12 protein-coding genes are annotated in these 14,419 nt (G+C 58.0%); all 12 read left to right on the top strand.

From position 1 onward, the window contains the following. Nucleotides 1-37: 37 nt before the first annotated feature. The 12 genes from HKD40_RS00750 to HKD40_RS00695 all read left to right on the top strand — a co-directional run bounded on the left by HKD40_RS00750 (nt 38) and on the right by HKD40_RS00695 (nt 14,319). The gene (locus tag HKD40_RS00750; RefSeq protein WP_169193810.1) at nt 38-1,432 is read left to right on the top strand and encodes an extracellular solute-binding protein; all 1,395 of its coding nucleotides are present in this window, start codon (nt 38-40) and stop codon (nt 1,430-1,432) included. 121 nt (nt 1,433-1,553) lie between these two features. Continuing rightward, a complete protein-coding gene (locus HKD40_RS00745; RefSeq protein WP_169193809.1) occupies nt 1,554-3,515 on the top strand; it encodes an ABC transporter permease subunit in 1,962 nt (653 codons plus the stop codon). Further along, on the top strand, nt 3,512-4,300 hold the full coding sequence (locus HKD40_RS00740) for a GntR family transcriptional regulator (protein WP_169193808.1): 789 nt from the start codon (nt 3,512-3,514) through the stop codon (nt 4,298-4,300). Before HKD40_RS00745 ends, HKD40_RS00740 begins: the two co-directional genes overlap by 4 nt. A 48-nt stretch (nt 4,301-4,348) precedes the next feature. Continuing rightward, a complete protein-coding gene (locus tag HKD40_RS00735; protein WP_169193807.1) occupies nt 4,349-5,506 on the top strand; it encodes a mandelate racemase/muconate lactonizing enzyme family protein in 1,158 nt (385 codons plus the stop codon). 36 nt (nt 5,507-5,542) lie between these two features. Beyond that, a complete protein-coding gene (locus HKD40_RS00730) occupies nt 5,543-6,253 on the top strand; it encodes a ribonuclease activity regulator RraA (RefSeq protein WP_169193806.1) in 711 nt (236 codons plus the stop codon). A gap of 469 nt (nt 6,254-6,722) precedes the next feature. Then, complete coding sequence (locus HKD40_RS00725; protein ID WP_169193805.1) at nt 6,723-7,739, top strand: LacI family DNA-binding transcriptional regulator; 1,017 nt, start codon at nt 6,723-6,725, stop codon at nt 7,737-7,739. A gap of 14 nt (nt 7,740-7,753) precedes the next feature. Next, nucleotides 7,754-9,367 carry an FAD-dependent oxidoreductase gene (locus HKD40_RS00720; protein ID WP_169193804.1) on the top strand — a complete coding sequence of 538 codons (1,614 nt, stop codon included), beginning with the start codon at nt 7,754-7,756 and terminating at the stop codon, nt 9,365-9,367. A 22-nt stretch (nt 9,368-9,389) separates the two neighbouring features. Beyond that, the gene (locus HKD40_RS00715; protein WP_169193803.1) at nt 9,390-10,661 is read left to right on the top strand and encodes a sugar ABC transporter substrate-binding protein; all 1,272 of its coding nucleotides are present in this window, start codon (nt 9,390-9,392) and stop codon (nt 10,659-10,661) included. 181 nt (nt 10,662-10,842) lie between these two features. Next, nucleotides 10,843-11,760: a sugar ABC transporter permease gene (locus HKD40_RS00710; RefSeq protein ID WP_169193802.1), complete on the top strand. Its 918-nt coding sequence runs from the start codon at nt 10,843-10,845 to the stop codon at nt 11,758-11,760. Continuing rightward, nucleotides 11,750-12,592, top strand: coding sequence for a carbohydrate ABC transporter permease (locus tag HKD40_RS00705; RefSeq protein WP_169193801.1), 843 nt, complete (start codon nt 11,750-11,752; stop codon nt 12,590-12,592). The genes HKD40_RS00710 and HKD40_RS00705 overlap by 11 nt, the downstream gene beginning before the upstream one ends. 3 nt (nt 12,593-12,595) lie before the next feature. Continuing rightward, a complete protein-coding gene (gene ugpC / locus HKD40_RS00700) occupies nt 12,596-13,642 on the top strand; it encodes a sn-glycerol-3-phosphate ABC transporter ATP-binding protein UgpC (protein ID WP_169193800.1) in 1,047 nt (348 codons plus the stop codon). Then, nucleotides 13,642-14,319 carry a hypothetical protein gene (locus HKD40_RS00695; RefSeq protein WP_169193799.1) on the top strand — a complete coding sequence of 226 codons (678 nt, stop codon included), beginning with the start codon at nt 13,642-13,644 and terminating at the stop codon, nt 14,317-14,319. Before ugpC ends, HKD40_RS00695 begins: the two co-directional genes overlap by 1 nt. Nucleotides 14,320-14,419: the final 100 nt, after the last annotated feature.

The following is a 14,419-nucleotide window of genomic DNA, read 5'->3' as shown; positions in this document are numbered from 1 at the left end:
GAGCGCGCAGTCATGTCCAAAAGGAGGAATAGGACGAATGACTTTTAAGAAGATCAATCGCCGTGACGTGCTAAAAAATGGTGGTGCTGCAGGCCTAGGCCTATGGGCAGCAAGCAATGGTATGCCGCTGCTGGCGCAGGAAGCTGAGCAAGCTCTGCCGGAAGGCGCAGCAGGCAAGCTCACCGTTATTCACCGCACAGAATACTTCGAAGCGGCCCAAAACCTTTTCCGCGACACCGTGACAAAATTTGCCACCACCAACGGTGCCCAACTCGACATTTCAACCACAAATCCGGAGTCTTTCGGCGACTTCTTAGGCAAAATGTCGGCCGCCGTACGTGCTGGAAACCCGCCAGATCTGGCTTACACCAGCACGATCTCGGTGCCTCAAATGCAGCTTCTGGGGCTGCTCGAAGACGTCACCGACGTGGTGGAAGAAGCCACAAAACGCTACGGCAATGTTATGCCGGGGATCAACGCAGAGCAGAACGGCAAGGTCGACGGCCGCTGGGCTGCGGTCCCGTTCATCGCCAATTCAACGGGCACCTTCTTCCGCAACGATAAATTGCTCGAAAAGGGCATTGATTGGCGCACGCTGGACACGTGGGGGAAGCGCCGCGACGCGGCTCTGGCCATCTCCGATCCGGCCAATGGCTTTTATGGTTGGGGCCTGACCGTCAACCAGTCCGGCGACGGCTGGGGCGTTGCCTCGGCAATTCTCAATGCCTTCAACGGCCACTTCACCGACGCCACTGGCACTAAGGTTGAATTCGACAACCCGAACACCGTGGCTGCGTTCGAGTTCGTCCGCGAAACCTATGATCGCAACGGCAAATATGCGGCCATGTTGCCGCCGGGCGTAGAAAGCTGGGGCGATATTTCCAACAACGAAGCCTATCTGGCGGGCAGTGTTGGCTATACCGCAAACGCCTTCTCGCTCTATGCGGCCGCCAAGCGCGACAACAATCCGGTGTTCCCCAACACGGTTCTTCTCCGTCAGCCCAATGGCAACGATGGCGGTAGCCGTGATGGCGGCGCAGTGGGCGGGTGGCTCACCATCTTCAAGGGCGCGCCCAATGTCGATTTGGCCAAGCAGCTTGCATTGGACCTGCTCGACCCGGCCAATTTCACGCAAATGTCTTCCGTCGCAGGCGGCCTCTTCATGCCAGCCTATGAAAACCTTTGGACACCAGAACTTATTGCCTCTGACCCGAACTTTGAGATCATCAAGAGCCAGGTCAGCGTCAAGGATCCATACATCGGCGCATCTTGGCCAGCCCAACCTGCCGCACAGATCGACGCGATCCGTGCTCAGGGCGTGCTCGAACAAGCCATGAGCAATGTCATCTCCGGCCGTATGACCTCGCAAGAAGCTGTGACTGACGGACACAACAAGATCGTCCAGATCTTCGAAGAAGGCGGCATCCTTTAAGCCAGCACAAGCGATCAGTGGCGGTCCTATCGGGTCGCCGCTGTCTCCCTTTCTTCCCGGAGCGGCGAGGCCCTGCCACCCAGGGTCTCGTTGCGCCATAGCGATCTGATGGAGCGCCTTTATGGACGACCGTATGAGCCTGACCACACAATTGCCCCGACCAAAGCTGACCAGCAAGAAGCAGCTCGAAGGGCTCTTGGGGCGTGACTGGAAGGTTGGTTACGCCTTCATCCTTCCACTCGTGATCATCATGGCCTTGCTCATATTCTGGCCATTTGTCAGCGCCATCTTCATCAGCACCACTTCGCTTAACTTTCTAACCGGTGAGACAACCCAGGTTGGCTTGCGCAATTACCAGCGCCTGTGGAGCAGCAGCGATTTTCTGCAGGCGATGCAGAACACCATCCAATTCACCTTCTGGTCGCTCAGCCTGAAATTCGTCATCGGCATGACCGTGGCGCTTATCCTCAATAGCCGCCTGCCCTTCCGCGCACTGCTCAGCGGCATCATGCTGCTGCCGTGGATTGTTCCAGAGATCGTCACCGCACTCGCCTGGAAAAGCATTTATGATCCGATGTTCGGCGGGCTTAATCCGATCCTGCAAGGGGTTGGCGTAATCGACCGGCCACTGGGTTGGCTGTCGGATCCGACCATGGCCATGGGCAGCATTATTTCGGTCAATGTGTGGAAGGGTATTCCCTTCTTTGTCCTCTTGCTCTTAGCCGGGCTGAAGGCGGTCGACCGCGAGCAGATTGAGGCCGCCCAGGTCGATGGTGCCAATGCTGTCCAAAGGTTCCGTAGCGTCACCCTGCCCAGCCTTCGCTATGTCGTCGTCGTAACGCTGCTCTTGTCCTTTATCTCGACCTTCAATCAGTTTGGCCTGCCCTTCCTGATGACCCAGGGGGGACCGGGCGGCGCGACAAAGCTCTATTCGATCCTCGCCTATGAGAAAGCTTTGGGCTCGCTCCAATATGGCCCCGGCATCGCCATAGCCTTCAGTGTTGCGCCCTTGATGGCGATCCTGATTTGGCTCTTGGCGCGGTTCATGCGCCACGACGATAAGCGCGATGGCGCCTCGGCAAAGCGCAGCGGCACCGGTCACAGTGTCATGAAAATTGCAGCGCGGGTGTTCACCGGCTTCATCGATCTGATCTTCCTGCCGATCAATCTGGCCTTTGCCGGTATCGAATGGTTGATCCGCCGGGTGCGCGTCGCGACGGGCCGCTCACCCGTCCAGCCGATTTTCCGGAAATCGGCGCGCTCCAATGCGGGGCCCATAGCGCGGGTGATCGTCCTCTTGCCGCTCCTCGCCTTTGTGCTCTTTCCCTTTTATTGGATCATCACCACCTCGCTCAAATCCACGGCGCAAATCAGCGAGCGTCGGTCGATCTTTTGGCCAGAGCCAGCGACCTTGGAGCAATATCGCTCACTCGTCGGCGACACGCCCTTCCTGACCTGGCTGCTGAACTCGGTCTTCGTTGCCGCTGTCAGCACGGTGATTTCGGTCGCGCTAGCGTCCCTTGCCGCCTATGCCCTCTCACGGCTGCGCTTCCGCGGCGCAGGGCTTCTGACAACGCTGCTGCTGATCACCTACCTTTTGCCCGGCACGCTTCTGTTCATCCCGCTGTATCAGACACTCACCACCATTGGCGTGATCAATTCACACATCGCGCTCATTATTACTTACCCTACCTTCCTTTTGCCCTTCGCGACTTGGGTATTAATGGGTTACTTTCGGTCCATCCCGGTCGAACTGGAAGAAGCGGCCCGTATTGATGGTGCAAGTCGTCTCTATATCTTCTGGCGCATTACGCTTCCTCTGGCAGCTCCGGCGATCCTTTCCGTCACCTTGTTTGCGTTCACCAACGCTTGGAACGAGTTTCTCTTTGCCTTCGTCTTCATCACCAGTGAATCTCTGCGCACGCTTCCCATCGGCCTGCAGTCGCTTGTGGTGGGCGATATTCTCCCTTGGGGTAAGCTGATGGCAGCATCCTTATTGACCGCCGTGCCGGTCGCAATTCTCTACGTCTATGCGCAACGCTTCTTGTCCGAAGGCCTCACCGTCGGGGCTGTTAAAGGATGAGCGACGCTACAACACGGTCGTCTGATGGGCAGTCGCTCAACGACACTATTGTTCGCAACTCAATCCCGTCCGCTGTGGATGCGATGGTTCAGAACATCAGGGGACTGATCACAGACGGCAGGCTGACCGTGGGCGATAGCCTGCCTACGGAGCGCGAGCTGTGCGAACGCTTTCAAGCCAGCCGCAATACTGTGCGCGAGGCCATGCGTATCATGAAGGCCTACGGCATGGTGTCCGTTCGACCCAAGATCGGGGCGATCATCATCGATGACCGCATGGAACGCGCACTGGACCTGTTTTCGTTCAACACGCTCGATATTTCGCGTCAGACATTCTCTGACGTGCAGGGCCTACGGCAATTGATCGAAATCAGCTCGGTCGACATCATCTTTGACCGGATTACCGCCACCGATATTGTCGAGTTGCGCGACATTAATGGCAAGCTGCGTGATGCAGCCACGATTGTTCAGGCGTCGGAGATGGACTTTCAGTTTCACCTCCGTCTGGTCGCCATTCTCAACAATCGCGCCGTTCTCGACGTCTATCGCATCATGAAGCCGGTGATGCTGCGGATTATGGAACGCGCCAAGGAACTCCGCGATTTCACCGGCGTCACTTTTGAGCAGCACGACAGCGTCATTGACGGCCTCGCCCTGCGCGATCGCATCCATTTTCAATATGCCCTGCAATCGCATTTGCAGATGGGCAAGAAGGCGTTCAACGACCGCGAAGAAGCGGAGAACACGCTGTCTGCCAACAGTCGCAAGGGCACATCCACACCATAACAAGACGAGGAGTGGCCGAGGGAGCCCACCTTCGGCAGAGGGGGAACAATGAAAATCACGTCGGTCAAAACAGCGGCCACCACCGGCCACTGCATGCACCTATGGGTGAAGATTGAAACGGACGCCGGTATTACCGGTATCGGCGAATGCGTTCATGGCGGGCATCAGGCCATCGCCATTATCCAGCATGAACTCACCGAAATGCTGATCGGGCGCGATCCCTTTGCCATCGACGCATTGTTTGAAGACCTGCGTCGCCGCCGCGTTTTCGAGGGCGGGTTCGCAGGCGCCCTCATCACCGCCCTGACGGGCATTGAAATCGCGCTATGGGATCTCAAAGGCAAAGCGCTCAACGTCCCAATTTATGAACTGCTGGGAGGCAAGTTCCGCGACGACATCCGCCTTTACTGCGATTGTGAAGTTTCTCCGGGCATGAATATGGCTGAAGTGCAGGCCGTGGTCGATGAAGTGCTCGAAGCAGGGTTTTCTGCCCTCAAAGTCGATCTCGACATTCGCGCCTATGGGCACACGGGCAGCGAAACCGGCTGGTACCAGAAAGACGCCTTCAACATGACTCCCAATAAGTGGGAGCACGAGCGCATGGTCGAGCTCGCCCATATGGTCGTCGCCGCAGCGGGCCCATCGGTAGATGTAGCGTGCGATCTGCACACGCGCCTCGACAAGCACAGCGCCATTCGCCTCGCCCGCGATCTCGAACCGCTCAAGCTCATGTGGCTTGAAGAACCAGTGCCGCCCGAGAATATCGACGTCATGGCCGAAATCACGCGCAGCACCTCAACCCCAATCTGCGCTGGCGAAAACCTCTATCTCCGGCACGGCTTCCGAAAACTGCTCGAACAGCAAGCGGTCGACATCATCATGCCCGATATTCCCAAATGCGGCGGGCTCTCGGAGTGTCGCAAAATCGCGGAAATGGCGGACCTCTATTCCATCCCCTTCGCGCCCCACAATGTCTCGTCGCCGATCGGCACCATGGCCTCGGCCCATGTGTGCGCGACCGTGCCGAACTTCCTCGTGCTCGAGTATCACTGGTTCCACCGGGACTATTGGTCGACGATCACCGACGGTGGCGAGATCATCAAGAACGGCAAAATCACCCTCTCCGACCGCCCCGGTATTGGGCTTGAGCTCAATGAAGAGGTCGCACGAGCGCATCAATATCCCGGCACGACTTGGTTCGCCTGATATTTCGCAAAACGGATTGCATAGGAGGGATTTGACATGATCGAGATTGCAAAAATCACCCGGCCACCACGCCACATTATTGAAGCACTGCGCAGCCTCGGTACAGCAACAATTGCAGGAACGCTGGGACACATGGGTTTCCGCAATCCGCATATGACCGGCATTCTACCGCAGACCAAGGGTAACGTGATCTGTGGGCCAGCCTTGACCCTGCAGTGTCTGCCGCAGCGCCCCGACCTCTACAACCATGGCGAGTATGCGGACCCGGAGACGCAATTGCATCGCCATGTCCTCTATCAGGTTGAAGAAGGCGACGTTGTCGTCGTCGACGCCCGCGGCGACATGCGCTCCGGCATTTTCGGCGATATGATGTCCACCTATTTCAAAGGTCGTGGCGGCGCCGGTATCGTGATCGATGGCGTAATGCGCGATAGGCCCAATGTCGAAAAGCTGGACTTGCCGCTGTGGCTAAAAGGCTGGTCGCCCAATTTCCACGTCCAGACAGATATTTACCCCAATGCGGTCAATGTCACTATCGCCTGTGGCGGGGTTACCGTCGTGCCCGGCGACATTATCGTTGCTGATGATGACGGCGTGGTCGTGGTCCCCCTTTCCATGGCTCAAGCTGTGATCGAAGACGGCCAGAAGCACGCCGAATGGGAAGAATTCTCACGCATGAAGCTGATGGCGGGCGAGTCCCTGCAGCGCTACTACCCGCTCCATCCCGACGCTGAGGAAGAATACTAAGCCTGGCGCAAGCTAAACAGTTAGGCAGCTCGGGCTGTGGTGCAAGACGGTCGTACCCTATTCATCGGCACCCATAACGCTTGCTGCTTGGCCCAGCTAAACTCCTAGAAATTAGCAATCATTTTTTCCTGCTCGATACGTCGAGCAGGGGTCTTTTCTGCCTGCTTAAACGACACACCAAAGCCGCTTCGTGACGACATTATTTGGCCCGGCGCCAAGGCCGATTCATCGGTCCTGGCCCGTTCGTCCAGACCTCGATTACCGCGAAAACGACACACTTCTGCACACAGTTTTGCGGCTGGTCGATTAACTCACCGCACATCGCCAACCGTTTGGTTGAGCTTATCAATTCACATTCGAGAGCCTGTTCTACGGGCTACCGACACCCCTAATCCTGGTATCCCAACGCCACGTCCCTATTGCTAATGCGTATAAGCGCTGATACGTATCAGCACATTGGAGAACTCGTATGGCAGCCCACAAGAGACTCACGCAAAAGGATATTGCTCAGCTCGCTGGCGTCAGCCAGGCGACTGTGTCTCTCGTTCTGAATGGTTCGCCTTCTGATGCGCGTCGCATTCCTGATGATACGCGTGAACGGGTTCTCAAAGTCATTCGCGACACAGGCTATGTGGCAGATCCTGTCGCGCGGCGCATGGTCAATGGGCTCAATCGCATTCTGGGTGTGTTCACCTACGAACCTGCCTTCCCGTCCGATCAGGCCGACTTCTTTCTCCCCTTCTTGCTGGGCATTGAAGATGCCGCGCAGGAGCTGGGTTATGACCTGCTGCTGCTGACCGGCGCTGGCAAGAAGCGCAAAATTTTTGGCGACAATGTCCGCCTGCGCTTGGCCGATGGCTGCATTGTTCTCGGACGCCAATTTGATCGCGATGAACTGCCGCGCCTCGTCGGTGGCGACTTCCCCTTCGTGGCTGTTGGCCGACGTGATGATGCGGGTGGGCCGGTGCCCTATGTCGGGAGTGATTATGCGGAAGCCACGGCGGAGCTCGTGGCGCGCACCAAGCGCATGGGCCACCAAAAACTTGGGTTTATCGGCTTCAAAGAAGGCGCTGAATCGAGTGCCGACCGTTGGACAGGCTTCCAGCAGGAAATGGCTGGGGCGGAACTCGCCTTTACCCATCACCATGTCGGCTCAGACGCCAATGCCCTGCTTGATGGCCTGCTGGCCGCTGGCGTGACCTGTGTGTTCTGCACCGAACTGGTCGACGCCATCGGGTTGGAAGCGGCCGCCCGTGCGCGCGGCGTCTTGGTGCCCAACGCGCTCTCTATCGTGGTGCTCGGCAACCACATTCGGACCGAAGAGCCGGGCCGCAAATTCACCTCTTTCGCCATCCCCCGTGAAGCCATGGGGCGCGGCGCTACTCAGATGTTGGTGCGACGCTTGGAGCAGAACGAAGACGTTCAGCAACAGCTTCTCACTTGCCAAATGCTTGAGGGTGACACCCTCGGCCCCGTTTCTCGCTAACTCGACCGGAAATTATGACCAAAGAGCTTCACGCAGATATTCTTATTGTTGGCGGCGGCCTCGGCGGTGTTGCAGCAGCGCTCGGCGCTCTGCGCGCGGGCCGCTCTGTTATCATGACAGAGGAATACGACTGGATTGGTGGTCAGCTGACCAGTCAGGCCGTTCCGCCCGACGAGCACTCCTGGGTTGAACAGTTCGGGATTACCCGTTCCTATCGCAAACTGCGTTCGGGTATCCGCCAGTACTATCGCGATCACTACCCGCTGACCGAAGCCAGCCGCGCTTGGGATGACCTTAACCCCGGTGCGGGCTATGTCAGCCGCCTGTGCGCAGAGCCACGCGTTGGCCTTGCCGTTCTCGAAAGCATGCTCGCGCCCTCTATTGGCGGCGGCAAGCTGACCATTTTAAAGCCCTACCTGCCTATTTCGGCTGAAGTTATCGGCGACGAAGTGAAGTCCGTAACGCTGCGCCATCGCGACAGCGACCGTGTCATCACCTGCTCGGCTCCGTATTTTGTCGACGCCACCGAACTGGGCGATCTGCTGCCACTGACCGGCACTGAATATGCTTCGGGCTTTGAAGCGCAGTCAGACACTGGCGAACCCAGCGCGCCTGCTGAAGCGCAGCCAGACAATGTTCAGGCCGTCTCGGTTTGCTTTGCCATGGACCATGTCGACGGCAATCACGTCATCGATAAGCCGGACAATTACGACTACTGGCGCACCTACGAGCCGCACTTCTGGGGCGGGCCTATGCTGGGCTTTACCGCGCCGCATCCGCGTACGCTCGAGCAGACCACGCGTACATTCACCCCGAATGTGGATGACAATCCGCTGCTAGTGGATGCCGATCAGCGCCGCAATGCTGGCGACGGCAACCTCTGGACCTTCCGCCGTATTGCAGCGCGTCGCAACTTCGTGCCGGGCGCTTACAATTCCGACATCTGCCTCGTGAACTGGCCGATGATCGACTATCTCGATGGCAATATCATCGATAAGTCGGAAGACGAAAAAGCGCGCATGCTCAAGGAAGCTGCCGATCTTTCCTATTCGGTCTTCTACTGGCTGCAGACCGAAGCGCCACGCACCGATGGTGGCTATGGCTTCCCGGGCCTGCGCCTGCGCGGTGACATCACCGGCACCGAACATGGCTTGGCCATGGCCCCTTACATTCGCGAGAGCCGCCGCATTCTGCCGGTGACCCGTATTGTCGAGCAGGACGTTTCCATGCTCGTCCACGGCAATAATCTCTCGAAAAACTATCGTGATAGCGTCGGTATCGGCATGTACCGCATCGACCTTCACCCCTCTACCGGCGGCGATAACTATGTGGACGTTGAATCCGCACCGTTCGAAATCCCGCTCGGCTCTCTGCTGCCACGTCGCGTGAAGAACCTCCTCGCGGGTGGCAAGAACATGGGCACCACGCACATCACCAACGGCTGCTATCGCTTGCATCCGGTGGAATGGAACGTTGGAGAAGTGGCGGGCATGCTTGCCGCTCATTGCCTCAATAATGGCCTCACCCCGCACCAGGTGCAGGCCGACGACGGAAAACTCCAGGACTTCCAAGCTCAGCTGTATCGCGAGGGGATCGAGATCCGCTGGCCGGACGTCCGTGGGTACTAAGAAACTTTCAAGGGAGAGAATTATGAACCGTATTGCTCAGCTCAAGGCCACTGCGGCCCTCGCCGGCATCATGCTGCCGCTCGCATTCAGCGGCGTCGCATGGGCTCACGACGCAGTGAACCTGCGCATGACCACATGGAGCGCGAACGAAGCGCACATGGCGCTGTTCAACGAAATCGCGGCAGCTTACACCGCTGAAAATCCAGGCGTGACCGTAACCTTCGAACCTCTACCGTTCGACAACTACACCACGACCTTGACCACTCAGATCGCAGGCGGCAACGCACCGGATCTGGCTTGGATCTTCGAAACCAGCGCGCAGGACTTTGTTGCCTCTGGCGCACTGGCTCCGCTCACCGATCGCTTCAACGCCATCGAAGGCTACAATCTGGCCGACGTGACAGAAGGCGCACGTGCACTTTGGCAGCGCGATGGTCAGCTCTATGCTTACCCATTCTCGACCTCGCCATTCGCGATGTTCGTCAACACCGATCTGATCACCGCAGCTGGCGCTAAGACTCCAGCCGAAATGATCGCGGCTGGCGAATGGACTTGGGACAATGCCATGGCATCGGCCAAAGCTGTTGCTGACGCAGGTAAGGATGGCATCATCATCCGCGACTTCAACTATCAGAACTGGCAGAACCTGACCGCCTTCTTCCGTGGTTGGGGCGCCGATGCATGGTCTGCAGATGGCAAGACTTGCGGCTTCAACACGCCAGAAATGGTCGAAGCCATGACGGCCTTCCACACCGGCATCTTCAAGGATGGCTCCTTCCCAGGCCCAGGTGAAAACGTAGACTTCTTCACCGGCGACGCAGCAATGACCGTCACGCAGATCTCGCGTGCTTCGCTGCTGCCAAAGGAAGACGCCTTCGGTTGGGACCTCGTTCCGCTTCCAGCTGGTAAGGTTGGCACCTATTCGGTTGTCGGTCAGGCCGGTGTTGGTGCCCTTGCTTCGGGCAAGAATGTTGACGCTGCTGTCGACTTCCTCGCTTTCTGGACCAACGAAGCCAACAGCGCAAAGCTGGCGCAGTTCTTCCCACCAGCGCGTGCGGCTCTCCTGAACACCGAAACCTTCACCGCGACCAATCCGCTGCTCTCGGCTGAACAGATCGAAACCGTTGTGATCAACGGCATCTCCACCGGCAATGTTGTGGCTGGCCACACCAACTATGCTCAGATTCAGCAGACCATCCGCGCATCGCTTGACGCTCTCTGGGTTGCAGAAGCTGACGTTGGCGCAGTTCTCGACAACGTCTGCTCGAGCGTTAGCCCACTGTTGATGCGCTAAGCACCACTTGAGCTTCGGCTCCTTCTTCCCTCCCTCTCGCAGGGAGGGAAGCTGAACAGGACCTGGCACGCCAAGTCCGTCGTGAACCAGGGTGGGGGTATGCCCCCGCACACACTGTGCCCGTGGCTAACCCCCACCCTTGATCCCTCCCCGCAAGCGGGAGGGAGACGCAGGAACCTCAATGTCTCAGCCAGTACAAGCGCCGCATAAGCCGCCCTTCTGGACCATCGCTCGTCGCGATGCGGCCGCCGGCTATCTCTTCATCGCACCGCAGCTTGTGGGTACGATCGTCTTCGTTCTCATGCCACTTGCGCTGGTGTTCTATTATTCGCTGCACGAGTGGAACGTGCTGGCGAATACCTTCACCTTTGTGGGTGACGCCAACTATCAGATGCTGCTGCGCGACCCAAACCTCCCCCCGGTTTTGTGGGCGTCGGCCGTCTTTAGCTTGGGCCTCGTCGTTCTCAATATGAGCCTTGCGCTGGTCTTGGCCATTTTGATGGATCAGAAGCTCAAAGGCATTGTCGTTTTCCGCACGCTGTTCTTCTCGCCAGTTGTGGTTTCTCTCGTCGCATGGACGATCGTCTGGAGCTTCTTGCTGCAGGTGAACGGCGGCATCAACGGCCTGCTTGCCATGATTGGCATCGAGGGTCCGAACTGGCTGCGCCACCCCAACACGGCCATGATCTCGGTCGTCGTCGTTCAGGTTTTCAAGAACGTTGGCCTCAATATGATCCTGTTCCTCGCGGCCCTACAGGGCGTGCCGAAGGAACTCTATGAGGCAGCACGCGTCGATGGCGCAGGCCAGTTCAAGCAATTCCGCCGCATCACCTTGCCGATGATCTCGCCAACCATGCTGCTCACCTCGATCATCACGATTGTCGGTTCGCTGCAGGTCTTTGCGCAGATCGCAATCCTGACCAAGGGCGGGCCGGGCGTGTCGACCACGGTGCTGGTCTATTACCTCTACCAGCAGGCGTTCCAGTTCAATTTCTTCGGCTACGGCTCCACTCTCTCAATCCTACTCTTTGTCATCGTTGCGGTCCTCACCGTCGTTCAGTGGCAGATGCGCAAGCGGATCGTGTTCTATGAAAACTGATCTTTCTCCCCGCATGAAGGTGGCGCTCTACGGCTTGCTCTGCGTGCTGCTGGTGCCGTTCGTATTCCCGACCTGGTGGATGATTACCTCATCGGTCAAACCGATCAGCGACATCTTCGCTTTCCCGCCCGATATCTGGCCCCGTCGTTTTGACTGGACCACCTATCAGAAGGTGTTTGAGCTCCAGCCCTTCGCACGCCAATATTGGAACTCGGCTTATATTGCAGCCATCGTCACGGCAGGCACCATGGTCATCTCGTCCATGGCGGGCTACGCCTTTGCTCGGATCAAGTTTCCCTTCTCAAACGCGATCTTCATGATCGTGCTGCTGGGCCTGCTTATTCCGTCCGAAGTCACCATCGTTCCGCTGTTCCAGCTGTTCCTGAGCTGGGGCATGGTCAACACTCATTGGCCCCTCATTCTCGTGCCGATTTTTGGTGCGCCATCGGTTTTCGCGACCTTTGTCATGCGTCAGTTCTTCATCTCCCTGCCGGGCGAACTTGAAGAAGCCGCGCGTGTTGATGGTCTGGGCCGGTTTAAAATCTTCTGGAAGATCGCCCTGCCCCTGGCCAAGCCAGCGCTCGGCGCGGTCGCCATCTTCACCTTCCTCCACTCGTGGAACCTCTACCTCGAGCCTATTGTCTTCATTTCCTCGACGCACATGTTCACCCTGCCCCAGGCGCTGACCCAGTTCACGGACGCCTATGGTGGAGCCATGTGGAACATTCAGCTCGCTGCCGCGACCATGACCGCTATTCCGGTGCTCATCGTCTTCATCGTGGCGCAAAAGCAATTTGTCGAAGGTCTTGCCCATACCGGTCTGAAAGGCTGATCCATGGCCAAAGTTTCTCTCAACGATGTCCGCAAGTCTTACGGGGACACTCACATCCTGCACGGGATCAATGTCGACATCACCGATGGTGAGTTCATCGTGCTCGTCGGCCCTTCTGGTTGCGGTAAGTCGACCCTGCTGCGCATGATCGCGGGCCTTGAAACCATCAGTGGTGGCGACATTTCCATCGGCGACCGTGTCGTCAATGAACTTGAACCCAAGGACCGCGACATTGCCATGGTGTTCCAAAATTATGCGCTCTATCCGCATATGACGGTTGCCACCAACATGGGCTTTTCGCTTGAGCACCGTGGCGCGTCCAAGGCTGAAATCGCCGAACGTGTGAATTGGGCGGCCGACATTCTCGGGCTCACCCCGCTCCTTGAGCGCTATCCCCGTCAGCTCTCGGGCGGCCAGCGCCAGCGTGTTGCCATGGGCCGCGCTATCGTGCGCAACCCGCAGGTGTTTTTGTTTGACGAGCCGCTGTCCAATCTCGACGCCAAGCTGCGCGTCGTTATGCGCGGCGAAATCAAGGGCCTGCACCAGCGTCTCGGCGTGACCACGGTCTATGTGACCCACGACCAGATCGAAGCCATGACCATGGCCGATCGGATTGTCGTCATGAATGGCGGCAAGGTTGAGCAGATCGGCGCGCCGCTCGATCTCTATGATCGTCCGGAAAATGTCTTTGTCGCGGGCTTCATCGGCTCGCCCGCAATGAACATCATTTCGGGGACCATCGAGGGCGGCAATTTCGTCGGCAATGGCGTCACCCTGCCAATTCCTACAGGCGTCTCACCAACTGGTCCGGTCAAATACGGTATCCGCCCGGAACACCTCTCGCTGGCGTCGTCCGGCATTGCCGCAGTGGTCGGTCTCGTCGAGCCAATGGGCTCTGAAACGCAGGTCACAATGACAATGGGTGGCCAAACAATCGTCGGCGTGTTCCGCGAGCGGGTCAGCGCCAAGCCCGGCGAAACCATCCATATTGCCCCTGAACTCTCTGCGGTCCACCTATTCGACGCCGCACTCGGCAACCGGATTAACTAATGTACGCGACTACCCCCTTTTATGCCTCGCTCACCAACGGCGATTTCCCAGTGATCGTGTCTTTGGCGCGCCATGACATCGATCTCGCAAAAGCAGCGCTGGATGCCGGTGCGACGGCGATCAAGACCCATTTGAACGCCTATCACCGCGCAACCGACCGCACCTTCGGCACTTTTGCGCAAGAAAGACCGTTCTTTGAGGAACTGGCCAAACTTGGTTGCCCACTATTGGTAATGGCCGGGCAAGAAATCGTGCCAAGCGAAGCGGAGATGGACGCGCTGTACGACCTCGGCTTTCAGGGGTTCAACGTTTATGTCGACCACCTCCAGCCGCATCTGCTGAAATCCAAACTGCGCCCGATGCCTGCTTTGGCCTCAACCAGCACGCCCGAAGATCTTCAGCGCATCGCCGCTATTCCCGGCTGCATCATCGAAGCGTCAATCATGACCTTTGACCGCTACCGCACCGCGATGACGGAAGACGATTTGGCGCGATACAAAGCAATTGTTGATGCGGTCGATGTGCCGGTCATTCTGCCGAGCCAACTCGCGCTCACACCCGCTGACGCCCGTCGCCTCCGCGAAATCGGCATCGCCGCCCCCCTCCTCGGCGCCATCGTCACCGGCGACACAGCTGAAAGCATGTTCAAAGCCGTAAGCGGCATTGTCTCGGCGTAAGTGTCCAAACTGTCCGCCTTTGCCGATCGCTCAGTATGAGTCCTGGCCGAGGCGGACAGTTCAATTGATATGACGCTTAAAATATACTGCCAGCCCGTCC

This window comes from Devosia sp. MC1541, assembly GCF_012847305.1.
Taxonomy (GTDB): domain Bacteria; phylum Pseudomonadota; class Alphaproteobacteria; order Rhizobiales; family Devosiaceae; genus Devosia.
This window is presented reverse-complemented; position numbering and strand designations above follow the sequence as displayed.

What these genes read in the sequence shown, in the direction of transcription:
- HKD40_RS00695 (WP_169193799.1), top strand. Translation starts at nt 13,642, where the DNA reads ATGTACGCGACTACCCCCTTTTATGCCTCGCTCACCAACGGCGATTTC.
- HKD40_RS00710 (WP_169193802.1), top strand. Translation starts at nt 10,843, where the DNA reads ATGTCTCAGCCAGTACAAGCGCCGCATAAGCCGCCCTTCTGGACCATC.
- HKD40_RS00730 (WP_169193806.1), top strand. Translation starts at nt 5,543, where the DNA reads ATGATCGAGATTGCAAAAATCACCCGGCCACCACGCCACATTATTGAA.
- HKD40_RS00715 (WP_169193803.1), top strand. Translation starts at nt 9,390, where the DNA reads ATGAACCGTATTGCTCAGCTCAAGGCCACTGCGGCCCTCGCCGGCATC.
- HKD40_RS00705 (WP_169193801.1), top strand. Translation starts at nt 11,750, where the DNA reads ATGAAAACTGATCTTTCTCCCCGCATGAAGGTGGCGCTCTACGGCTTG.
- HKD40_RS00720 (WP_169193804.1), top strand. Translation starts at nt 7,754, where the DNA reads ATGACCAAAGAGCTTCACGCAGATATTCTTATTGTTGGCGGCGGCCTC.
- HKD40_RS00735 (WP_169193807.1), top strand. Translation starts at nt 4,349, where the DNA reads ATGAAAATCACGTCGGTCAAAACAGCGGCCACCACCGGCCACTGCATG.
- HKD40_RS00740 (WP_169193808.1), top strand. Translation starts at nt 3,512, where the DNA reads ATGAGCGACGCTACAACACGGTCGTCTGATGGGCAGTCGCTCAACGAC.
- HKD40_RS00725 (WP_169193805.1), top strand. Translation starts at nt 6,723, where the DNA reads ATGGCAGCCCACAAGAGACTCACGCAAAAGGATATTGCTCAGCTCGCT.
- ugpC (WP_169193800.1), top strand. Translation starts at nt 12,596, where the DNA reads ATGGCCAAAGTTTCTCTCAACGATGTCCGCAAGTCTTACGGGGACACT.
- HKD40_RS00750 (WP_169193810.1), top strand. Translation starts at nt 38, where the DNA reads ATGACTTTTAAGAAGATCAATCGCCGTGACGTGCTAAAAAATGGTGGT.
- HKD40_RS00745 (WP_169193809.1), top strand. Translation starts at nt 1,554, where the DNA reads ATGGACGACCGTATGAGCCTGACCACACAATTGCCCCGACCAAAGCTG.